19 protein-coding genes are annotated in these 21,854 nt (G+C 56.2%); 16 read left to right on the top strand and 3 right to left on the bottom strand.

The window, feature by feature from the left end; all coding sequences use genetic code 11:
- Positions 1-22 precede the first annotated feature (22 nt).
- The 3 genes from xdhB to uraH form a co-directional block, all read right to left on the bottom strand.
- On the bottom strand, positions 23-2,386 hold the full coding sequence (xdhB, locus tag QMG15_RS03040; protein ID WP_281789442.1) for a xanthine dehydrogenase molybdopterin binding subunit: 2,364 nt from the start codon (positions 2,384-2,386) through the stop codon (positions 23-25).
- On the bottom strand, positions 2,387-3,862 hold the full coding sequence (xdhA, locus tag QMG15_RS03035; RefSeq protein ID WP_281789441.1) for a xanthine dehydrogenase small subunit: 1,476 nt from the start codon (positions 3,860-3,862) through the stop codon (positions 2,387-2,389).
- A 94-nt stretch (positions 3,863-3,956) separates the two neighbouring features.
- A complete protein-coding gene (gene uraH / locus QMG15_RS03030) occupies positions 3,957-4,313 on the bottom strand; it encodes a hydroxyisourate hydrolase (RefSeq protein ID WP_281789440.1) in 357 nt (118 codons plus the stop codon).
- A gap of 106 nt (positions 4,314-4,419) precedes the next feature.
- Here uraH and QMG15_RS03025 point away from each other — a divergent pair, with 106 nt between their 5' ends.
- From QMG15_RS03025 to QMG15_RS02950, 16 genes are all read left to right on the top strand, one after another.
- Positions 4,420-5,088 carry a GntR family transcriptional regulator gene (locus tag QMG15_RS03025; RefSeq protein WP_281789439.1) on the top strand — a complete coding sequence of 223 codons (669 nt, stop codon included), beginning with the start codon at positions 4,420-4,422 and terminating at the stop codon, positions 5,086-5,088.
- 11 nt (positions 5,089-5,099) lie between these two features.
- Entirely contained in the window at positions 5,100-6,071 is a 972-nt protein-coding gene (gene puuE / locus QMG15_RS03020; protein WP_281789438.1) for an allantoinase PuuE, read from the top strand.
- Positions 6,072-6,087: 16 nt separating this feature from the next.
- A complete protein-coding gene (gene uraD / locus QMG15_RS03015) occupies positions 6,088-7,914 on the top strand; it encodes a 2-oxo-4-hydroxy-4-carboxy-5-ureidoimidazoline decarboxylase (RefSeq protein ID WP_281789437.1) in 1,827 nt (608 codons plus the stop codon).
- A gap of 39 nt (positions 7,915-7,953) precedes the next feature.
- A complete protein-coding gene (locus QMG15_RS03010) occupies positions 7,954-9,234 on the top strand; it encodes a M20/M25/M40 family metallo-hydrolase (protein WP_281789436.1) in 1,281 nt (426 codons plus the stop codon).
- 425 nt (positions 9,235-9,659) lie between these two features.
- Positions 9,660-11,147, top strand: a complete 1,488-nt coding sequence (locus QMG15_RS03005; protein WP_281789435.1) for a nucleobase:cation symporter-2 family protein — start codon at positions 9,660-9,662, stop codon at positions 11,145-11,147.
- A 192-nt stretch (positions 11,148-11,339) separates the two neighbouring features.
- Positions 11,340-12,029 carry a TerC family protein gene (locus QMG15_RS03000; protein ID WP_281789434.1) on the top strand — a complete coding sequence of 230 codons (690 nt, stop codon included), beginning with the start codon at positions 11,340-11,342 and terminating at the stop codon, positions 12,027-12,029.
- A 244-nt stretch (positions 12,030-12,273) separates the two neighbouring features.
- A complete protein-coding gene (locus QMG15_RS02995; protein WP_108359240.1) occupies positions 12,274-13,308 on the top strand; it encodes an ABC transporter substrate-binding protein in 1,035 nt (344 codons plus the stop codon).
- Positions 13,309-13,322: 14 nt separating this feature from the next.
- Positions 13,323-14,147 carry an ABC transporter ATP-binding protein gene (locus tag QMG15_RS02990; RefSeq protein ID WP_281789433.1) on the top strand — a complete coding sequence of 275 codons (825 nt, stop codon included), beginning with the start codon at positions 13,323-13,325 and terminating at the stop codon, positions 14,145-14,147.
- A gap of 6 nt (positions 14,148-14,153) precedes the next feature.
- On the top strand, positions 14,154-14,921 hold the full coding sequence (locus QMG15_RS02985) for an ABC transporter permease (RefSeq protein WP_281789432.1): 768 nt from the start codon (positions 14,154-14,156) through the stop codon (positions 14,919-14,921).
- A gap of 199 nt (positions 14,922-15,120) precedes the next feature.
- Positions 15,121-15,696 (top strand): hypothetical protein, encoded by a 576-nt coding sequence (locus QMG15_RS02980; RefSeq protein ID WP_281789431.1) that lies wholly within the window; start codon positions 15,121-15,123, stop codon positions 15,694-15,696.
- 8 nt (positions 15,697-15,704) lie between these two features.
- Entirely contained in the window at positions 15,705-17,345 is a 1,641-nt protein-coding gene (locus QMG15_RS02975; RefSeq protein WP_281789430.1) for an ion transporter, read from the top strand.
- Between the two features lie 103 nt (positions 17,346-17,448).
- Positions 17,449-18,360 carry an ion transporter gene (locus QMG15_RS02970; protein WP_281789429.1) on the top strand — a complete coding sequence of 304 codons (912 nt, stop codon included), beginning with the start codon at positions 17,449-17,451 and terminating at the stop codon, positions 18,358-18,360.
- Between the two features lie 7 nt (positions 18,361-18,367).
- Positions 18,368-19,321, top strand: coding sequence for an ion transporter (locus QMG15_RS02965; protein ID WP_281789428.1), 954 nt, complete (start codon positions 18,368-18,370; stop codon positions 19,319-19,321).
- Positions 19,322-19,340: 19 nt separating this feature from the next.
- Positions 19,341-19,544, top strand: coding sequence for a hypothetical protein (locus QMG15_RS02960; RefSeq protein ID WP_108359252.1), 204 nt, complete (start codon positions 19,341-19,343; stop codon positions 19,542-19,544).
- Positions 19,545-19,554: 10 nt separating this feature from the next.
- On the top strand, positions 19,555-20,127 hold the full coding sequence (locus QMG15_RS02955; RefSeq protein ID WP_281789425.1) for a DUF4337 domain-containing protein: 573 nt from the start codon (positions 19,555-19,557) through the stop codon (positions 20,125-20,127).
- Positions 20,128-20,207: 80 nt separating this feature from the next.
- Positions 20,208-21,812 carry an ion transporter gene (locus QMG15_RS02950; RefSeq protein WP_281789424.1) on the top strand — a complete coding sequence of 535 codons (1,605 nt, stop codon included), beginning with the start codon at positions 20,208-20,210 and terminating at the stop codon, positions 21,810-21,812.
- Positions 21,813-21,854 lie beyond the last annotated feature (42 nt).

The following is a 21,854-nucleotide window of genomic DNA, read 5'->3' as shown; positions in this document are numbered from 1 at the left end:
TGAGCGTGAAACGAAACAGCGGTTAAGCCGTTGCCGCTTTCGCCTTCACCGCTTCGCAGGCCATCAAGATGCGCTCAGGCGTTGCAGGCGCGTCCATGTAGACCACGGCTTTGTGGTCAGCGCTGGCCGCCACCGCATCGCGCAAGGCGAAGAAGGCGGACAAGCCCAACATCAAGGGGGGCTCGCCCGTGGCCTTGCTGTTGAAAGGCGTGGGCTTCAAGTTCGCGTTGTCGAACAAGGACACATTGAAGTGTTCAGGGATGTCGCCCGCCACCGGGATCTTGTAGGTGCTGGGGCCGTGCGTGAGCAGCTTGCCCTTCTTGTCCCAAATGCACTCTTCCATGGTGAGCCAGCCCATGCCTTGCACATACGCGCCTTCGATCTGGCCTTTGTCCAATGCAGGGTTGATGCTGCGGCCCACGTCGTGCACGATGTCCACGGCCTTGAGCCACCACTCGCCGGTGCGGGTGTCGATTTCCACTTCGCTCACAGCAGCGCCGTAGCAGTAGTAATAGAAAGCGCGGCCGTTCAAGGTGGTGAAGTCGTATTTGATTTCGGGCGTCATGTAGAAACCGGTGACGCTCAAGCCAACGCGGTCGAGCCACGCTTGCTTGGTCACGTCGGCCCACTTGACGGATTTGCCACCGCCGTGCAGTTCGTTGTTGGCAAAAGTCACATCAGCGTCAGCGCAGCCCAGCATGCGGGCGGCCACAGGCTTCAAGCGCTCGCGCATTTGAGCGGTGGCGTTCATGATGGCCGCGCCGTTGATGTCGGCACCGCTCGAAGCCGAGGTGGCCGAAGCGTTGGGCACTTTTTGCGAGTCGGTGGCGGTGATGCGCACATGGTCCACGCTGATGCCCAAACCATCTGCACACACCTGCGCCATCTTGGTGTTCAGGCCCTGGCCCATTTCGGTGCCACCGTGGTTGCAGCTCACCGAGCCGTCCATGTACACCACCAACAACGCGCCGCCTTGGTTCAAGTGGGTGGCCGTGAAGCTGATACCGAACTTCAAAGGCACAAGCGACAAACCGCGCTTGCGGGTTTTGCTCTTGGCGTTGAAGGCTTGCACTGCTGCGCGGCGTTCGGCGTATTTGGATTCCTGCTCGACCTGATCGATCACCTTGTCACCCACCCAGTCTTCAATGAGCTGGTTGTATTGGGTGGTCATCGTGTCGGGCGTGCCGCTGATGGCCGGGTCTTTGTAGAGGTTGAGCTTGCGCACTTCCAAGGGGTCTTTGCCCAAAGTCATCGCAATTTCGTCCATCACCGTCTCGATGCCGAACATGCCCTGTGGGCCGCCGAAACCACGGAAAGCGGTGGCGCTTTGCGTGTTGGTCTTGCAGCGGTGGCTCACCAGCTTCAAAGCAGCGATGTGGTAGCTGTTGTCGATGTGCAGGCAAGCGCGGTCGTTCACCGGGCCGGAGTAGTCGGTGCTGTAACCGCAGCGCGACATGAGCGTGATGTCGGCACCCAGCACACGGCCGTTGTCGTCAAAACCCACTTCGTAATCGATGCGGAAATCGTGGCGCTTGCCGGTGATGGTCATGTCGTCGTCGCGGTTCACACGCAGCTTGACGGGCTTGCCCAGCTTGTGCGCGGCCAAGGCGGCGCTTTGGCTGAAGATGCTGGCGTTGCCTTCTTTGCCACCAAAGCCACCCCCCATGCGACGGCAAATCACTTCGACGTCGTTGGTGTGCAGGTTCAGGGCGTGCGCGGCTTCGCGCTGGTTGCCGTCGGGATGCTGGGTCGATACGTAAAGCGTGAGCTGGCCGTCTTCCTTGGGCACCGCGTAAGTGATCTGGCCTTCCAGATAAAACTGCTCTTGCTGGCCGGTGCGGGTCGTGCCCTTGATTTTGTGCGGTGCGCTGGCGATGGCTGCTGCTGCGTCACCACGCGTGATGCCTTTGGCGGGCATGATGAAGCTGTTGGCTTCCATGGCCTCTTCCACCGTCAAGATGGGCTTGAGTTCTTTCACCAGCACCTTGGCTTTGTGCGCGGCTTCGCGGGCGTAGAGCATGTTGCGCGCCACGACCACAGCCACGGCTTGGCCGATGAACTCGACCTTGCCCGCAGCCAAGAACGGGTCATCGTGAATGATGGGGCCGCAGTTGTTTTCGCCGGGAATGTCTTTGGCGGTGTAGACCGCCACCACACCGTGCTCTTTGAGGATGGCAGCGCGGTCAATGCCGTCGCCAATCAACTCGCCATGCGCCACGGGCGACAAGATGAGTGCGGCGTACAAAGTGCCCGCGTGCTCAGGGATGTCGTCGATGTAGGTGGCGGTGCCGGTCACGTGCAGGTGCGCGGATTCATGGACCACATCGGTGCCTTGCTGAACGCCCGATGCGGGCAACAGGTTTTTGTGTGCGGTTGGCGCGTTCATTCAAGCCACCTCTTTCGTTTGTTCTTCAATGAATTCCAGAGCCAGGTTGCGGGCCACCAAAGCGCGGTAAGCCCAAGTGGCACGCAGGCCGTCGCGGGCGGTGAAGCTCGCGGCAATGGCGGCATCCAGATCAGCCGCTTTCACATCGGCAGGTGTTTTGCCTTCCAGCACGGCTTCGAGTTGGGGCGCACGCGCTGGGAATGGGCTCAGGCCGTTGTAGGCCAGTTTCACGCCGCTCAGCTTGCCACCGTTGAGGGTGTAGCTGATGGCTGCGCAAGTGGCCGAAATGTCTTGCTCAAAACGCTTGCTCACCTTGTGGGCGCGGAACACCTGGCCGGCCACCGGCTTAGGCAACTCAACGGCTTCGATGAACTCACCCGCCTCGAGCACGTTTTTCTTCATGCCGGTGTAGAAGTTGTCCAGCAACACGTTGCGGGTCTTCTCGCCACGGCGCAGCACCAGGTTGGCACCCAGCGCCAGCAAGCAAGGCATGGAGTCGCCAATGGGTGAACCGTTGGCGATGTTGCCCGCCAAGGTGGCGGTGGAACGGATGGGGGGCGAGCCAAAGCGGCGCAGCACTTCGGCAAAGTCGGGGTAAGCCTTGGCGATCAGTGCTTCGACTTGCGTGAGCGATACAGCCGCGCCAATGCGCCAGACCTTGTCGGTCTCAGCCACTTGGCGCAGTTCTTTGACGTTGCCCAAGTACATGATGTGGTCAGGACGTGCGAACTGCTTGTTCACTTGCAAACCAATTTCGGTGCTGCCAGCGAGCAAGGTGGTGGTGGGGTGTTTGACCAAATAGTCAGCCACTTCCGCCAACGTGGCCGGTGACACAAACTCGTTGCCCTTCTTGGTGCGCACCACGGGCTGGACGATGATGTCGCCTTCCAAGCTCATGGTCGGTGTGCTGGCACGCTTGATTTCTTTGAGCAGCGGCAAGTCAGCGCTGTCGTCCACTTTCAAAGCTGCTTTCTTTTCGCACGCCTTGGCAGTCGCATCAATGATGGGCGCGTAGCCTGTGCAGCGGCACAAGTTGCCGCTCAGGGCATCGGTGATTTCTTTGCGCACGGGTGAGGTGTTGGTTTGCACCAAGTTCACCAAGCTCATCACGATGCCCGGAGTGCAAAAGCCGCACTGCGAGCCATGGCACTTCACCATCTCATCTTGCACGGGGTGCATCGTGCCATCGGCCTTCTTCAAGCTCTCGACGGTCTTGAGAGATTTGCCATCCAACGAGGGCAGCAACTGGATACACGCGTTGGTGGCCACATAGTCCACGCCTGTGCCAGCGGCATTGAGTTCACCCACCATCACCACGCAGGCGCCACAGTCGCCCTCGGCGCAACCTTCTTTGGTGCCGGTGCGGTGGAGCTGCTCACGCAAGTAATCAAGAACGGTGGTGGTGCGACGGGCACCTTGGGCTTCGACGATCTGGCCGTCGAGCACAAAGCGCACGGTGTTGGTGACTTGGGTCATGGTGTGGGGTGTGGGAATCTGGGAAAGAACCTAGATTTTAGTGACTTGCACCCCAAATCTGCAGCAGGTATGCCGCTTCGTATACAAAAAAAACTTAAGACCCGCGGTAGGTCGAGTAGCTCCAAGGGCTGACCAACAAGGGCACGTGGTAGTGCTGGTCCGTGTACGCCACGCCAAAGTCCAAGCTGACCAGGTTCAAAAAATTGGGCTCAGGCAATTCAACCTTCTTAGCGGCAAAGTAGCCCTTCACGTCAAACACCAAGCGGTACGTGCCTTTTTTGAGGCTGTCGTTGTCGTAGAGCAGGCCGTCAGGATTGCGGCCATCGTGGTTCAGGGTGAACGACTTGACCAAGGTGGCTTGGCCGTCATCGGTGGTGGTGAACAGCGACACTTTCATACCGGCTGCAGGGCCGCCGTGCATGGTGTCTAAAACATGTGTGCTCAATCCCATGAAATACTCCGAAAATGGTTGGCGACCGACTTGGTCGACTGAAAGTGTATACAATTTTTGCATTTGGGTCTATCATGGGCTCACGTGAATTTGCCGGAGACCTCAAATGGACAGCTCAACCGCCACCCGCAGCATTGTGGACGCCCTCACCAAAGCCATTGTGGAGCACCGTCTGCACCCCGGCACCAAACTGGCCGAGCAAAAACTGGCCGACCACTTTGGCGTGTCCCGCACCCTCATTCGCCAAGCGCTGTTCCAGCTGGTGCAAAAACGCCTCATCCGCATGGAGCCTGCACGGGGTGCGTTTGTGGCCACGCCCTCTTCCGATGAAGCCCGTCAAGTGTTTGCCGTGCGACGCATGATTGAAGCGGAGATGACCCGCAGCTTTGTACGCCACGTGACACCCGGGCAAATCAAAGCACTGAAAGAACACGTGGCCGAAGAAAAGGCTGCGGTTAGCCGGGGCGATGTGCCGGGCCGCACCGATTTACTGGGCGACTTTCACGTGCGCATGGCTGAGTTGATGGGCAACCAAGTGTTGGCGCAAATTCTGAGCGAGTTGATTTCACGCTGCGCCCTGATTACCTTGATGTACCAGAGCAGCAATGCTGCCGAACACTCGGCCGACGAGCATGCCGAAATCTTGAAAGCCATCGCCGCCAAAGACGAAGACTTGGCCGTCAAGCTGATGGACGAGCACTTGCGCAACGTGGAAGAAGGCTTGGCCCTCGACCGCAAAGTGCCGAGCAACGACATCGCCATGGCGCTGGCCTAAGGAGAAATCGCATGTCAAACCCCAACGCCACCTACGACAGCACCGCCGCCTACCCCCGCGATTTGGTGGGCTATGGCCGCCAAGTGCCGCACGCGCAATGGCCCAACCAAGCCCGCATCGCGGTGCAGTTTGTATTGAACTACGAAGAAGGCGGCGAGAACGCCACGGTGCATGGCGACGCAGGCAGCGAAATGTTTTTGAGCGAGATGTTCAACCCGCCCAGCTTCCCTGACCGTCACCTGAGCATGGAAGGTATTTACGAATACGGCTCACGCGTGGGCGTGTGGCGGATCTTGCGTGAGTTTGAAAAACGCGGCCTGCCCCTCACCGTGTTTGGCGTGAGCATGGCGCTGGAGCGCCACCCCGAACTCACCGCTGCGTTTGTGGAACTGGGCCACGAAATTGCCTGCCACGGCTACCGCTGGATCAACTACCAAACCACCGATGAAGCCATCGAACGTGAGCACATGCGCAAAGGCGTTGAGATCATCGAGCGCCTCACAAGCACAACACACGGCAACAGCATTCATGGTGCAGGTTGGTACACCGGCCGCGACAGCCCCAACACCCGCCGCCTCGTGGCCGACCACGGTGGCTTTGAATACGACAGCGACTACTACGGCGAAGACCTTCCCTTTTGGATGAAGGTCAAAAAATCCAATGGCGAGGTGGCGCCCCAACTCGTGGTGCCCTACACGCTGGACTGCAACGACATGCGCTTTGCGCTGCCCCAAGGCTTTAGCCAAGCAGAAGATTTTTTTGTGTACTTGCGCGACAGCTTTGATGCGCTGTATGCCGAAGGTGACGAAGCTCCCAAGATGATGAGCATCGGCATGCACTGCCGCTTGCTGGGCAAGCCCGGCCGCATCGTGGCACTGCAAAAGTTCTTAGACCACATCGCCAAACACGACCGCGTGTGGGTCGCTCGTCGCATCGACATTGCGCGCCATTGGAAACAAGTGCATCCCTACAGCGGCAACTAAACAGCAGGACACCGACATGAGCACCATCACGCTGAACCAAATCAACACCCTGCCCCGCGCCGAGGCGGCAGCCCTGCTGACCGGTTTGTACGAACACTCCGATTGGATTGCCGAGCAAGCTCTCGACGCCCGCCCTTTTGCATCCGCCGCTGCGCTCAAGCACGCGATGGTGAAGACACTGGAAAAAGCAGGCCGCGCGCCGCAGCTCGCCTTGGTGCGCGCCCACCCTGAGTTGGCTGGCAAAGCGATGGTAAGCAAAAGCCTCACCGCTGAATCCACCAACGAGCAAACCAAAGCGGGCCTGACCCATTGCACGCCGGAAGAGTTTGCGCACATCCAACAGCTCAACGCCAGCTACAACGCCAAGTTTGGTTTCCCGTTCATCTTGGCTGTGCGTGGCCCGCGTGGCTCTGGCCTCAACAAGCAGCAAATCATCAGCACCTTTGAGCGCCGCCTGCACAACCACCCCGACTACGAACTGGCCGAGTGCTTGCGCAACATCCACCGCATCGTGGAGATTCGCCTCAACGACAAACTTGGCTACGAGCCCGCGTTGGGCCACGAGGTGTGGGACTGGCACGAATGGCTGGCCCAATTCAGCGATGCTGGCGTGGTGAACAAACATGCGCTACACGCTGCACGCGAAGAACTCACCGTCACTTACCTGACCGACGCGCACCTCAAATGCGCCCGCACGATTGAGCTGGGCATGAAGGCCTGCGGCTTTGACGATGTGCGCGTTGACGCCGTGGGCAACGTGGTGGGTGTTTACAAAGCAACATCACACAACGCCAAAACTTTGATGACCGGCTCGCACTACGACACCGTGCGCAACGGCGGCAAATACGACGGCCGCCTCGGCATCTTCGTGCCCATGGCCTGCGTACGCGAACTGGCCCGCGCGGGCAAGCGTTTGCCCTTCAACCTCGAAGTGGTGGCCTTTGCCGAAGAAGAAGGCCAACGCTACAAAGCCACATTCCTCGGCTCTGGCGCGTTGGTGGGCGACTTCAAACACGAGTGGCTGGACCAACAAGATGCCGACGGCGTCACCATGCGCCAAGCCATGAAACAAGCGGGCTTGAAGGTTGAAGACATTCCTCAACTCACCCGCAACGCAGCTGAGTATTTGGGCTTTGTGGAAGTCCACATCGAACAAGGCCCTGTGCTGAACGAACTCGACATTCCACTGGGCGTGGTCACCTCCATCAACGGCAGCGTGCGCTTTGTGGGCGAAGTAGTCGGCATGGCCAGCCACGCAGGCACCACGCCGATGGACCGCCGCCGCGACGCCGCCACTGCCGTGGCCGAGCTGGCTTTGTTTGTGGAAAAACGTGCAGCAGAATTAAACGCCGTCTCTGCCGACACAGCGAAGAACCCAACTTCGGCATGTGTAGGCACCATCGGCATGCTGACCGTCCCCAACGGCTCCATCAACGTGGTGCCCGGCCGCTGCCAATTCAGCCTGGACCTACGCGCCACAACCGACGCCATGCGCGATGCATTGATGAGCGACGTGCTCGCCGAACTCAAAGCCATTTGCGAGCGCCGCGGCTTGCACTACACCCTCGAAGAAACCATGCGCGCCAGCGCAGCCCCCAGCGACGCCAAGCTGCAAGCCGCGTGGGAACAGGCCGTGCAAAGCTTGGGCGTACCCGTGTTCCACCTGCCCAGCGGCGCGGGCCACGACGCGATGAAGCTGCATGAAGTCATGCCGCAAGCCATGCTGTTTGTGCGCGGCCAAAACGCCGGCATCAGCCACAACCCGCTGGAGAGCACCACCAGCGACGACATGCAACTGGCCATCGACGCCTTCATGCACTTGCTGCACAACACGCACGCTTAAAGCCTGCACATAACCAATAACAACAACCAGAGACACCCCATGAGCCAAACCCCATACGCCCAACTCGACGCCTGGATTGACGCGCACTTTGACGAGCAAGTGAAGTTCTTGCAAGCCTTGGTGCAAGTCCCCACCGACACCCCGCCCGGCAACAACGCACCGCACGCCGAGCGCACCGCTGAGTTGCTGCACACCTTTGGCTACGAGGCAGAAAAGCACGCCGTCCCCAGCGACGAAGTTAAAGCCTACGGGTTGGAAAGCATCACCAACCTCATCGTGCGTCGTAAGTTTGCCGATGGCGGCAAAACCATTGCGCTCAACGCCCACGGCGACGTGGTGCCCCCTGGCGAAGGCTGGACGCACAAGCCCTACGGCGCTGAGATTGAAAACGGTGCGATGTATGGCCGCGCCACTGCGGTGAGCAAGAGCGACTTTTCAACCTTCACCTTTGCCACACGCGCACTGGAGTCGTTGGGCTTGCCTCAAGAACCAGGCGGGCAGCCGCTGGTGCAGCTGCGTGGCGGCGTTGAACTGCACTTCACCTACGACGAAGAGTTCGGCGGCGAAAAAGGCCCAGGCTGGTTGCTGTCACACGGCCTGACCAAACCCGACTTGATGATTGCGGCAGGCTTCAGCTACCAAGTGGTGACCGCCCACAACGGCTGCTTGCAAATGGAAGTCACCGTGCAAGGCGAAATGGCCCACGCCGCCATCCCCGACAGCGGCACCGACGCGCTGCAAGGCGCGGTGCACATCTTGAACGCCTTGCACGCGCTCAATGAGGGCTACAAAAATACGACCTCCAAAATTGAAGGCATCACCCACCCTTACCTGAACGTGGGCCAAATCAGCGGTGGCACCAACACCAACGTCGTACCGGGCAAGGTGGTGTTCAAACTCGACCGTCGCATGATTCCCGAAGAGAACCCTGTTGAAGTGGAAGCGTCTATTCGCAAAACCATCGAAGACGCGGCGGCTTCTTTCAGCCCACCCCGTGGTGGCAAGCAACTCAAGGTCGACATCAAACGCCTCTTGCTCGCCAAGGCCATGGTGCCGCTGGCTGGCAACAAGCCTTTGGTGGACGCCATTCAAAAACACGGTGGCGAATTGTTTGGCGAGCCCATCCCCGCTGTAGGCACGCCGCTGTACACCGATGTGCGCTTGTATGTGGCGCAAGGCATTCCGGGTGTCATCTACGGCGCGGGGCCACGCACGGTGCTGGAAAGCCACGCCAAGCGCAACGATGAGCGCGTGATGTTGGAAGATGTGCGTCGGGCTACCAAGGTAGTGGCGCGCACTTTGTTGGATTTGTTGAGCTGAGCCTCTTTAGTAGGGTTTCGCTCCGGAGGGGGTTGCGCAGCTTGGGCACGGCGGCCTCCTCATGCTGGAGTACCAGAAATCGTCGACCGCCGCACCCAAACTGCACAACTGTTTTGAGTTGAGATACCTCACTCGAACTCATCTCGTTGAGCTGAAACCCATCAGCCAACGCGCAAACATTTGAGCACCCACAGTCCTAATAGAAAAATTGCTAGCCGCAGTCTGTAGGTGGAGGCAGTGGGCAGGTGACGATTTCTGGTACCCCAGCATGAGGAACCTGCCCACTGCCTCCGCCTACAGCGAGCCCAGCCAAGCACAGACCAAACCAGCAAAGTAAAGAAGACCAAAAATAGGGTTTCTCCGTAAAACAACTCAAGGCAATTTTGTATACAGTTTTGTATGCGAAAAATCCTCAAGGAAAACCGATGACCCAATCCACCCACCCCGTCGATGAACGTCTCCCCACTGGCAAGCTCGCCGCGCTCGGCTTGCAACACGTGCTTGTCATGTATGCAGGCGCTGTGGCTGTGCCACTCATCGTGGGCCGCGCGCTCAAACTCAGCCCCGAGCAAGTGGCCATGCTCATTTCAGCCGACTTGTTCGTCTGCGGCTTGGTCACCCTCATTCAGTCTTGGGGTGCCACCCAATGGTTTGGGATCCGTTTGCCTGTGATGATGGGCGTGACGTTTGCAGCTGTGGCACCCATGGTGTCCATGGCCGGAGCCAACCCGGGCAACGCAGGGGCGCAGCTCATCTTTGGCGCCATCATGGGCGCGGGTGCGATTTCTATCCTGATCGCGCCACTGGTCAGCCGCTTGTTGCGCTTCTTCCCACCTGTGGTGACCGGCACCATCATTGCCGTGATCGGTATCAGCTTGATGCGCATTGGCATCAACTGGATTTTTGGCAACCCCTTCGGCCCCACAGCACCTTCCATCGTCAATCCCGAGCACGCCAAGTGGCTGGCTGACGCAGCCGCTGCAGCCTCGGCCCCTGGCTCCACTTTGCCAGCGGTGCCCAAAGATTTGGCCTTGGTTGCCAAGTTGCCCAACCCCAAATACGCCGACCTGACTGGCGTGGGCATTGCCGCTTTGGTATTGGTGTCGATCTTGATGATTGCCAAATTCGCCAAAGGCTTTATTGCCAACATCTCGGTGCTCTTGGGCATCATCATCGGCGGCGTGGTCGCCACCAGCATGGGCTTGATGAACTTTGACAAAGTGGGCAAGGCCGAGTGGTTCGGCATCGTCACCCCATTCCAATTCGGCATGCCTGTGTTTGACCCCGTGCTCATCCTCACCATGACCTTGGTGATGATTGTGGTGATGATCGAATCCACCGGCATGTTCTTGGCCTTGGGTGAAATGACCGACCGTCATGTGGACCGCGCCGCGCTCACCCGTGGTTTGCGCACCGATGGTTTAGGCACACTGATTGGCGGCATCTTCAACACCTTCCCCTACACCAGCTTCTCGCAAAACGTGGGCCTCGTCGCCGTGACAGGCGTCAAGAGCCGCTTTGTGTGCGTGGCCGGCGGCATCATTCTCATCGTCTTGGGCGTGATTCCTAAGATGGCGGCTTTGGTGGAGTCCTTGCCCACTGTGGTGTTGGGTGGCGCTGGCTTGGTGATGTTTGGCATGGTGGCCGCCACCGGCATTCGCATCTTGGGCGGTGTGGACTTCAAGAACAACCGCTTCAACAGCTTGGTCGTGGCCATCTCCATCGGCATTGGCATGATTCCGCTGATCGCCCCTAACTTCAAGCAATGGATGCCGCACAACCTGCACCCACTGATTGAGTCGGGCATCTTGTTGGCCTCCATCTCAGCGGTGTTGTTGAACTTGTTCTTCAACGGCGCGTCCAAGGACGACTCAGCGGCTGTCGCGGCTGCTCGTCAAGCAGATAGCCACTAAAGACACCTTGGTGACTTGAAAAGGCCCGCTCCGACGGGCCTTTTTCATCTGTACAGCCAATCAAGGCTGGCATAAGCAGTAATACCAACAAGGCGTGCGATAGCACACAGTTACACTCGCTGATCAAAAAAAGCGACCTCCTCATTGGATCGCAACACTACATTCCCCCCCATTGTCTGGAGCAAACAAAATATGGAACTACTTCAAAGCACTGACTTCTGGCTAGGCCTGCTGTTGATTATTTGGATCAACATCATCTTGTCAGGCGACAACGCCGTCGTGATCGCTTTGGCGGCTCGCAGCTTGCCCCCTGAACAGCAGAAAAAAGCCATCATGTTTGGCTCTGGCGCTGCTGTGGTCCTGCGTATCGGCTTGACCGTGGTTGCAGCCATGCTGATGAACTTGGAATATCTGCAAATCGTAGGCGGCGCGCTGCTCTTGTGGATTGGCGCACAACTCTTGGCGGGTGAAGACGAAGACGAAGGCGAAGGCAGCGAGCACAGCAGCCTGTTTTCCGCTATTCGCACCATCTTGATCGCCGACTTGGTCATGAGCTTGGACAACGTCATTGCTGTGGCTGCAGCGGCCAAAGGCGACCAAGTGCTGTTGATCATCGGCTTGGCTATCAGCATTCCGATGGTGATTTTCGGCAGCACTTTGATGATCAAACTCATGGAGCGCTTTCCCATCATCATTACCCTTGGCGCAGCTTTGATTGGCTGGGTGGGTGGTGAAACTGTGGCCAGCGATGCTGTGCTGCGCGATTTCAGCGCCGCCAACTCTTGGTTCCATCTGACAGCAGCCGCTTGCGGTGCAGTCTTGGTGTTTGTTTGGGGCAAGTTCAACCAGTCCCGCAAACACAAAGCCTTACAAGCTGAATAAGCCAAAGCGCTTTCTGCTCCCCCTCAAAAGCCAGCCAACGTGCTGGCTTTTTTCATACCTGAACGACACAGCAGGCGACGCACCGTGAAAGTGCAGATCACCGCATTGGTGCAATGTCAGCTTGTATACAAACCATTCTCGCGCACAATTTGCGCTCTGCCAGTCTAAAACCGCTAATCTCAGCGGGCACCTTTATTGCAAGGTAGTTGGCATCGACTTTTCAATTTGCTTTTAAGAGGCCCACATGATCAAACGCACCTTCATCAAAACCACCCTCGGCTTGGCATTGGCTGCCAGTTTTGCGGGTGCCTCAGCACAAACTACGCCCCTCAAGTTTCAACTCGACTGGCGCTTTGAAGGCCCGGCTGCTTTCTTCTTGGTGCCTGCGGCCAAAGGCTATTTCAAAGATGCCAAGCTCGACGTGACCGTGGACGCTGGCAACGGTTCAGGTGGTGCCGTCAACCGCGTGGCTTCAGGCGCATACGACTTGGGCTTTGCTGACTTGGCCGCCTTGATGGAGTTCCACGCCAACAACCCCGACGCACCCAACAAGCCTGTGGCCGTGATGATGGTCTACAACAACACGCCCGCGTCGGTGATGGCGTTGAAAAAATCGGGCATCAAAACGCCTGCCGACTTGGCTGGCAAAAAACTGGGCGCACCGGTGTTTGACGCAGGCCGTCGCGCTTTCCCCATCTTCGCCAAGGCCAACAGCGTGCCTGCCGTGAACTGGGTGTCGATGGACCCACCTTTGCGCGAAACCATGTTGGTGCGCGGCGATGTGGATGCCATCACCGGCTTCACCTTCACCTCTTTGCTCAACATTGAAGCGCGTGGCGTGAAAGCTGACGACGTGGTGGTCATGCAATACCCAGACTTCGGCGTGAAGCTGTACGGCAATGCCATCATCGCCTCACCCAAATTGGTCAAAGAAAACCCAGCCGCCATCAAAGCATTCTTGACTGCCTTCGCCAAAGGCGCGAAGGATGTGATCGCTGACCCCGCCAAAGCCATCGAAACGGTCAAGGCCCGCGACGGCATCATCAACACCGAACTCGAGACACGTCGCTTGAAGCTGGCCATCGACACCGTGATCAACAGCCCAGACGCACGTGCGGAAGGCTTTGGTCAAATCAAAGCGCCTCGTTTGTCTTTGATGGCATCGCAAGTGTCTGATGCGTTCAACACCAAGACACGCGTCAAAGCAGACGAAATCTGGAACGGTTCTTTCCTGCCCACCGCTAAAGAACTGGACGTATTGCCAAAAGGTAAGAAGTAAATAGGCCCCTTTTGATGACTGCTTCTCCCGAACACTTCGTCGACTTTCAAAACGTCTGGCTCGCCTACAACGATGAGTTGTTGGCGCAAAACCACTTTGCGGTGGAAGACATCAACCTGCAGGTCAAGCAAGGCGAGTTCATCGCGATTGTGGGTCCCTCGGGTTGCGGCAAATCCACCTTCATGAAACTCACCACGGGTTTGAAAAAACCCAGCCGTGGCGAAATTTATGTCGATGGTCAGCCCGTCAATGGGCCGCTCAAGATCAGCGGCATGGCGTTTCAATCTTCCTCACTGCTACCTTGGCGCACCACGCTGGACAACGTGCTGTTGCCGTTGGAAATCGTGGAACCTTACCGTTCCAACTTCAAAGCCAAAAAGGCGGAATACGAAGCCCGAGCCATCAAGCTGTTGCAAAGCGTTGGCTTGAGCGGTTACGAGCACAAGTTCCCATGGGAACTGTCAGGCGGCATGCAGCAGCGCGCCAGCATTTGCCGTGCGCTGATTCATGAGCCAAAAATGTTGTTGCTTGACGAGCCTTTTGGCGCACTCGACGCCTTCACCCGCGAAGAGCTGTGGTGCACGCTGCGCGACTTGCACGCCGAACAAAAGTTCAACGTCATCTTGGTCACCCACGATTTGCGTGAGTCCGTCTTCTTGGCCGACACCGTGTATGTGATGAGCAAGAGCCCTGGCCGCTTTGTGGTCAAACGCGACATCGACTTGCCACGCCCCCGTGACTTGGAGGTGACGTACACGCCTGAGTTCACCAACATCGTTCACGAGCTGCGCGGCCACATTGGCGCCATGCGCAAAGACGGCACCAACCTCGGGCAGTAAAACACCATGAATCAAAAACAACTCGAAACTTGGGCGCCTTGGGGCTTGCTGATTGCCACCTTGGTCATTTGGCAAGGCATGTGCTCGCTCTTCAACGTGTCTGAATTTGTCTTTCCTTCGCCTCTGCGAATCTGGCAGCAAATGGTCGAATACCGCGACGTCATCGCAGGTCACGCCTGGCGCACCTTCTGGGTGACCATGGTGGGGTTTGGCATTGCCATCGTGGTGGGCGTACTGTTGGGCTTTGTCATTGGCAGCTCGCGTTTGGCCTACGCTGCCGTTTACCCCTTGATGACCGGTTTCAACGCGCTGCCAAAAGCAGCCTTTGTGCCCATCTTGGTGGTGTGGTTTGGCATTGGCGTGGGCCCAGCCATCCTGACCGCCTTCTTGATCAGCTTCTTCCCCATCATGGTCAACATCGCCACCGGCTTGGCCACGCTAGAGCCCGAATTGGAAGACGTGTTACGCGTGTTGGGGGCTAAGCGCTGGGACGTGTTGGTCAAAGTGGGACTACCCCGCTCCATGCCTTACTTCTACGGCTCGCTCAAAGTGGCCATCACCTTGGCCTTTGTGGGCACGACCGTGTCTGAAATGACTGCGGCCAACGAAGGCATTGGTTACCTGCTGATTTCTGCGGGTTCGGCCATGCAAATGGGCTTGGCGTTTGCGGGCTTGGTGGTCGTGGGCGCGATGGCCATGATCATGTACGAGCTGTTCAGCATGATTGAGAAACACACCACTGGCTGGGCGCATCGCGGTTCGCAAAACCACTGAGTTTTACCCCATCCAAAAGCCGCTTTTCAAGCGGCTTTTTTTACGCCTTTAATATTCATTAAAAACAGCAAGTTCGTCGAATATCTAGCCTTAATTCGATAAATTCCTCGAATTTACGAATATCATCAATGCCGCTTTCGCCCGGTATTGGACATCCCTCAACATGCCGGATTTCTTTCATTTAATGGCGATCCCCCACATGGCATCTTCCACAGATCACTCGGCTGAGAGTCGACAACTCGGTCCAACCGTAGCCGACAAACTCTTTTTGGCATTTTTGGCAATCATCATCGTTGCCGTCACATTGCTCGGTGTCATCAACTACAAAGAAGCACTCAAAACTGAAACCGCCAAAAGCAACGGCGAAGCTTGGGTGGCATGGTTGACCGAAACTGGCGCCACACGTTTTGAGGCCAACACGCCCCACCCTGCGTGCAAAGGTGGCGTCAAACCTGCTGCTGATGCCAAAGCCGATACCCCCGGCACATGGGGTGCCTGCTTGGCGGACATCATGGCCACCACAGACTTGAAAGACCAGATCAACCCGTTCTTCAATGCCACACCACACTTTGTGGCTGCTTGCGTGCCTTCTGACCGTACCTTGATGGGCGCGATTTTGTTGGAAGACTTGATGCCTACGCCACCTGGCTCGGCCACACCTTTCGTGGCTTCACAGCTGCTGGAGACCGACGCGATTGACTACAAGATGCAATTGCGTTTGTCCGTTTGTGACAAAGGTGGCTACGCCATCAAAGTTGCCGAATTCGAATTTTGAGGTCTGACATGGAAACGACTAAACACGAAAAATTTCTGCAAGACCTCAACGTCGAAGCGATTCTGGGTCAAGACCAAGAAGCTGACATTTCCCGCGACTTGCCCATGCGCAAGTGGCTGTACTCTTGGTTGCTCGACCCGAATATGCCGGGCAACTTCCAAAAAGATTTGGACAAGTGGATCAGCTACCTGATCATTGGAAACTTGTTCAGCTTGATGTTCGAACACGTACCAGCGGTGTACGAACCCTACCGCACTTGGTTTGAGTTCTTTGACATCTTCTCTGTGGCCGTCTTCACCATTGAATACGCCTTGCGCTTGTACCTCGCGCCCGAAGACGAAGAGTTCAAAAACCGCAAGAGTGCACGCTGGGGCTTTGTTTCTAGCCCATTCGCCATCATTGACTTCTTGGCTGTGGCGCCTTTCTACTTGAAGGCTTTCATTCCTATCGATTTGCGCGTGCTGCGATTCCTGCGACTCTTGCGAATCTTGAAGCTGTTCCGCGTTTTGATCCCAGCTATCGCTGAGTTCAAGGAACTGAACAAAGACCGCACCTTCCGTCAAAAAGTACACGCCTTGGTGTTCCCTAGCCAATACGGCGGCACCATGCAAAACATCTTCGAGGTGTTCATCGCCGTGTGGGTGTTGCTGTCTGTGTTGGCTGTGATCTTGGAATCGGTCAAGAGCATTCACTACGTCTTGCATTTGCAATTCGTGATCTTGGATGCCGTGGCTGTGGCCATCTTCACGGTGGAATACTGCATGCGCATTTACTCATGCGTGGAAGAGCCGGGCTACAAAGGCGCGTTCTTGGGTCGCTTCAAGCAAGCCAAGTCGCCTTCGACCTTCATCGACTTCTTGGCTGTGCTGCCCTTCTTCTTGGAAGTGTTCTTGCACCACCTGATGGACTTGCGCTTCTTGCGAGTGTTCCGTTTGGCACGACTGCTCAAGCTCACACGCGGCAGCGATGCCACTGCCGTGTTGGTCAAAGTGGTGGTGCGCGAGTGGCCTGTCATGGGCGCTGCCACCTTCATCATGATGCTGTTGTTGGTGCTGACCGCCAGCTTGGGCTACTTGTTTGAATACGACGCACAACCTGAGAAGTTTGAAAACATCCCCACCTCGATCTACTGGGCGGTCATCACCTTGGCGTCTGTGGGCTACGGTGACATTTCACCTGTGACCCCCATGGGCCGTGCCATGACCAGCGTGCTGGCGTTGCTTGGCATTGGTATCTTCGCCATCCCTGCCGCTTTGTTGGCCTCGGCCTTCAGCGACGAGTTGGTGAAAGAACGTGACCAGTTGAAAGCCAACTTGTTCGCCATCCTCAAAGATGGTCACATCAGCGATGCTGAAGCAGAAATCATCCGTTCAGAAGCCAAGCGCTTGCATTTGACCGTGGCCGAAGTCAACGCCTTGATTGAGGTGGTGGTCAAAGAACACGAGCTTGAAGAGCGCAACCCACTGCCCATCCATAAGATTGCCGAAAACCCAGCCTTGGCAGTGGAGCATTTCAAAGTCTTGTTGGGCCAAATCCGACAACTCGGCGTGCAAACCGACGAAGCTAAATTTGAGGCCGCAGCACAACAAGGTGCGCGATTGTCATCAAGCGAGCTCGCTTTGTGGCACAAAATTCAAGGCAACAGCTAAATCGCTTGGCTTAACTTAGCAGGCATTGAGACAAGCGGTCACACCCATCCGTGTGACCGCTTGTTTGTTAAGACATTACATTCAACTTCGTTAGAGCTAGGCAATGACTACAGGTTTTAAGAACACCCTGATGGAAATCTTGGACGGTTCGCCCAAACACACGGCGAGCCGCTACGTCGAATGGCTCATCACCCTCGTGGTGCTGGTCAACTGCTCTGCGGTGATTCTTGATTCCGTCCCCGAAATTCACGCCGAATTCAAAGACTTCTTTCATGAGCTGGAGTTTTGGAGTGTGATGTTCTTCACTGTGGAGTACATCGCGCGGGTTTGGTCACTCGGTGCGAAATACGACCGTGACCATGGTGGCTCCTGGAAAGGCCGTTTCCAGTACATGTTCAGCCCGTTTGGCTTGGTGGACTTCTTTGCCACCATGCCGCATTACATGCACATGTTCTTCCCTGCACTCGACCTGCGCATCTTGCGCGTGCTGCGTTTGCTGCGAATTTTGAAGCTGTCCAAATACAACACTGCGCTACAAGATTTGTTTCATGCCATTCATTCCGAACGCCAAGCGTTTGGCTCTGCGGTGTTCTTGCTGACCATCGCCACCATCGTGTCAGCCTCATTGATGCACTTCGCCGAGGGCCATCACCAACCCGAGTTCTTTGGCACGATTCCCCACTCGATCTATTGGTCCATCGTGACCATCACCTCGGGCTATGGCAACGTTGAACCCCTAACCAAAGCAGGTGAAGCCATTGCGCTGATCACCGGCTTCTTAGGCGTGTGTATGGCCGCCATCATGACCGGTATCGTGGCTTCGGCGTTCTCTAACCAAGTGGCACGTAAGAAGGCCGCGTTTGAAGCACAACTGCGTGAAGTGTTCTCTGACGGCAATATGTCTGACGAAGAACAAGCCACCCTGAAACGCCTGCAAGCGCATTATCGTTTGTCAGATGAACAAGTCGAAGCCATGATGCTCCGCGCCAAAAACAAGTCGTCGTCCAATGAATGAGCGCACCATGACCACAGCAGCTCCTACCCTCTCCAGCTACCAGCGCATCAAGCGCCGCACCTTCGAAATCATGGAAGGTGAAGTGCCTGACAAGTACAGCCATTTCGTTGAAATTTTCATCGCCTTGCTGGTGGTCGCCAACGTGATTGGCATCATCTTGGAGTCGGTTCCTGAAATTCACGAAGCGTTCATGGCCGAGTTCCACGCCTTTGACGTGTTCAGCGTGGCCGTCTTCTCAGTCGAATTCGTGTTGCGCGTCTGGTCGTACAGCGAGAAATACGTCCACAACGGCGGCACAGCGTGGCAAGGCCGCAAAGAGTACGTGTTCAGCTTCTACGGCATCATCGACTTTGTCAGTACCGTGCCGTTCTACTTGCAACTGCTTTTCCCAGGCGCCGATTTGCGCGTGTTGCGCATGTTCCGTTTGATGCGAATTTTCAAACTCTCGCGCTACAACAGCGCGTTTGAAGACATGGTGGCGGCTGTCAAAGCTGAGAAAGACTCTTTCTCGTCCGCTGTGTTCTTGCTGTTCATCAGCTGTTTGCTGTTTTCTTCGTTGATCTACATCATCGAAGGCCACGAGCAACCCGAGGTGTTTCCCTCCATCCCTGCGGCGATGCACTGGTTTGTCATCACCATCATCTCGGGCTGGGGCAATGTGGACCCCGTCACATTCCTTGGCTCTTTGTTGGTTATCCTGACGCAAATCTTGTCCATCGCTTTGGCCGCCATCCTGACGGGTGTGGTGGCCACGGCCTACACCGCTCAAGTTGAACGTCGTCAAGCGTTGTATGAGATGGAAGTTCGTTCTGTGTTGGCCGATGGCGTTGTCACACATGAAGAACAAGCCAAACTTAAAATGATGCAAGCCAAGCTTGGCATGTCAGACGACCAAGTGCAATCCATCGTCAACCAGATGGAAGAAGAAAAGCACATTTCGGCGGCCAACAAGCAATCGTAAATTTCAACTGAAAGCAATCATGGACAACGGCGCCTACGAGAAATACAAGCAAGAGAACCCCGACGTCTACACGCCGCTCTCGACCTACGACTATGTGGATCAGTTTGTCCACAAATTGACGATGGCCGAGTTGGTGGTGTGCGGGGTGGCTGTGGTGCTGGCCGTGTTAGCTCTGTACAAACTTTTTGCCAAACGAAAAGACAAAGAAGATCACCACGAGTAAAGGAAAAGAGATGAGTGAAGTTCCAGAAACCGAATTGCCAGAGCACGGCAACGATCCGTTTCGCACGCGTTGTGCCATGTTGGTCTCTTTGTTGGCCATGTGTTTGGCCATTGCCAGCTTGGGCGGCAACAACGCCTCCAAAGAAAGCATGAGCAACAACATCTTGGCATCGAACGCCTATTCGTTCTACCAAGCCAAAAACATCCGCCAAACCGATTACAAAATCGCCGCCGACGAACTGCGCATTCAACTCGCCAATGACAAGTTCTCACCTGCCGCCAAAGCCTTGGTTGAAAAGAAACTTGAAGCCTACGAGAAGAACATCGCACGCTATGAGTCCGAACCCGAAACAGGCGACGGCAAAAAAGAGTTGATGGAAAAAGCCAAAGCGCACGAACACGAGCGCGACATCGCACTGCGACAGGACCCATGGTTTGACTACGCAGAAGCCCTGCTGCAAATCGCCATCGTGCTCACCTCAGTGGCCATCTTGACGGGAGCACATGTGTTGTTTTGGGTGCCATGCGCCTTGGGCATGCTGGGTATTTTTTCAACCATCAACGGCTTCTTGCTTTTGATTTAAATCATCCCACTCTGTGAAAAGGCTCCGATTGGAGCCTTTTTTATTCACTTGCATTTGATGCGTGAACGAAAATAAAAAACATGACTGCCCACACCACACACGCTCACACATCACCACTTGCCAAAATTTACAAGTGGTTGTTTGACCCCGAGTTCAAACACGGCTTTCACCAAACCGTCGAACGCAGCATTGGTTTCTTGATCATCGCCAGCGTGATTGCGGTGCTGATTGAAAACACCCCCGAAATCTACAACGCCAATGCCGCATGGTTTCACTGGTTTGACGTGGTGACCGTCGGCATCTTCACAGCGGAATATGTGATGCGCTTGGCCACCGCACACTTGAACCCAGAGTTTGCAGGCAAGTCTTTCCCACGTTTGCGCTACGCCTTCAGTTTTTACGCCTTGGTAGATTTGGTGGCAATTGCGCCGTTTTACTTTGCACGTTTTGTGGACGTGGATGTGGAAATGCTGCGCGTGCTGCGGGTGTTGCGATTGGCACGGATGTTCAAGCTCTCGCGCCAGCTCATCCCCGCTTGGAAAGAGTTTCATGTCCTGAACGAAGGCCGCAGCATGCGCGCCAAAGTGTTTGCCATGTTGGAGCCCACCGGTCACTCGGGCCGCTTGCACACCTACATCGACAACTTCATCGTGTTTTGGATTGCTTTGTCCATCACCTGTGTGGTGTTTGAAACCGTTGAATCTGTTCGTGCGCTTTTTGCCAGCGAATTCATGGTGATTGACGTGATCGCGTTCACCATCTTCACCATCGAATACATCGCACGCGTTTACTCTGCACCAGAGAACCCAAAGTACAAACACCTGCGGATGCCGCATTGGGCGCACATCCGAACCGGACAAGCCATCATTGATTTGCTGTCTATCTTGCCGTTCATTTTGGAGAGCTTGTTCAGCCAACACTTGGACTTGCGCTTCTTGCGGGTCTTCCGCTTGATGCGCATGCTCAAACTCACCCGCTACACCTCGGCGATGGAAACGCTCTACAAAGTGGTGCTGCGTGAATGGCAAATCATCTTTGCCTCTGTCTTTGTGATGATGCTTCTGGTGGTCCTCACCGCCAGCTTGGGCTACTTGTTTGAGCATCCCGCACAACCCGACAAGTTTGAAAACATCCCGCAATCCATTTATTGGGCTGTGGTCACGCTGGCTTCGGTGGGCTATGGCGACATCTCGCCCATCACGCCCATGGGTCGCGCACTCACGGTCGTCCTTGCCTTGCTCGGCATTGGTATCTTTGCTATTCCCGCTGGCTTGTTGGCCTCGGCCTTCACCGACCAGCTGCGCATTGACCGCGATGCGTTCAAACACCGCCTGATGATGGCCTACGAAGACGGCTTGCTCGATGGCTCAGAACGTGAACTCATCGTGGCTGAAGCCGAACGTTTGCATTTGTCGCACGAAGAGGTCAAACGCCTCACCGAAGAAGCCAAAGCCGAATTTGCAGCCAAGGAATCAGAACACCTCACACACGCCAACGGTTTGGTGCTGGACGCCACAGCGCATCCACAACTGGCGGCGGCTCAGTTCAGCCTTTTGGTCAGCCAATTGGATTTGATTGCCCAAGCCACCGGCACTGACACATTGCGTCAAAGCCTCAGTAACAGCAAAGGTGATGCAACGGCCGCTCTGGCCGTGCTGAACCTCTTGGATCAAAAACACAGCTGAGTGACATGAGTTAACCCTGCGACAGCAGGGTTGCATGTTTGC

It is taken from the genome of Limnohabitans sp. INBF002, assembly GCF_027924905.1.
Classification (GTDB): Bacteria; Pseudomonadota; Gammaproteobacteria; order Burkholderiales; family Burkholderiaceae_C; genus Limnohabitans.
The sequence above is the reverse complement of the archived record's forward strand: the minus strand, read 5'-3'. Positions and strand labels throughout refer to the sequence as shown.

What these genes read in the sequence shown, in the direction of transcription:
- xdhB (WP_281789442.1), bottom strand. Translation starts at nt 2,386, where the DNA reads ATGAACGCGCCAACCGCACACAAAAACCTGTTGCCCGCATCGGGCGTT.
- xdhA (WP_281789441.1), bottom strand. Translation starts at nt 3,862, where the DNA reads ATGACCCAAGTCACCAACACCGTGCGCTTTGTGCTCGACGGCCAGATC.
- uraH (WP_281789440.1), bottom strand. Translation starts at nt 4,313, where the DNA reads ATGGGATTGAGCACACATGTTTTAGACACCATGCACGGCGGCCCTGCA.
- QMG15_RS03025 (WP_281789439.1), top strand. Translation starts at nt 4,420, where the DNA reads ATGGACAGCTCAACCGCCACCCGCAGCATTGTGGACGCCCTCACCAAA.
- puuE (WP_281789438.1), top strand. Translation starts at nt 5,100, where the DNA reads ATGTCAAACCCCAACGCCACCTACGACAGCACCGCCGCCTACCCCCGC.
- uraD (WP_281789437.1), top strand. Translation starts at nt 6,088, where the DNA reads ATGAGCACCATCACGCTGAACCAAATCAACACCCTGCCCCGCGCCGAG.
- QMG15_RS03010 (WP_281789436.1), top strand. Translation starts at nt 7,954, where the DNA reads ATGAGCCAAACCCCATACGCCCAACTCGACGCCTGGATTGACGCGCAC.
- QMG15_RS03005 (WP_281789435.1), top strand. Translation starts at nt 9,660, where the DNA reads ATGACCCAATCCACCCACCCCGTCGATGAACGTCTCCCCACTGGCAAG.
- QMG15_RS03000 (WP_281789434.1), top strand. Translation starts at nt 11,340, where the DNA reads ATGGAACTACTTCAAAGCACTGACTTCTGGCTAGGCCTGCTGTTGATT.
- QMG15_RS02995 (WP_108359240.1), top strand. Translation starts at nt 12,274, where the DNA reads ATGATCAAACGCACCTTCATCAAAACCACCCTCGGCTTGGCATTGGCT.
- QMG15_RS02990 (WP_281789433.1), top strand. Translation starts at nt 13,323, where the DNA reads ATGACTGCTTCTCCCGAACACTTCGTCGACTTTCAAAACGTCTGGCTC.
- QMG15_RS02985 (WP_281789432.1), top strand. Translation starts at nt 14,154, where the DNA reads ATGAATCAAAAACAACTCGAAACTTGGGCGCCTTGGGGCTTGCTGATT.
- QMG15_RS02980 (WP_281789431.1), top strand. Translation starts at nt 15,121, where the DNA reads ATGGCATCTTCCACAGATCACTCGGCTGAGAGTCGACAACTCGGTCCA.
- QMG15_RS02975 (WP_281789430.1), top strand. Translation starts at nt 15,705, where the DNA reads ATGGAAACGACTAAACACGAAAAATTTCTGCAAGACCTCAACGTCGAA.
- QMG15_RS02970 (WP_281789429.1), top strand. Translation starts at nt 17,449, where the DNA reads ATGACTACAGGTTTTAAGAACACCCTGATGGAAATCTTGGACGGTTCG.
- QMG15_RS02965 (WP_281789428.1), top strand. Translation starts at nt 18,368, where the DNA reads ATGACCACAGCAGCTCCTACCCTCTCCAGCTACCAGCGCATCAAGCGC.
- QMG15_RS02960 (WP_108359252.1), top strand. Translation starts at nt 19,341, where the DNA reads ATGGACAACGGCGCCTACGAGAAATACAAGCAAGAGAACCCCGACGTC.
- QMG15_RS02955 (WP_281789425.1), top strand. Translation starts at nt 19,555, where the DNA reads ATGAGTGAAGTTCCAGAAACCGAATTGCCAGAGCACGGCAACGATCCG.
- QMG15_RS02950 (WP_281789424.1), top strand. Translation starts at nt 20,208, where the DNA reads ATGACTGCCCACACCACACACGCTCACACATCACCACTTGCCAAAATT.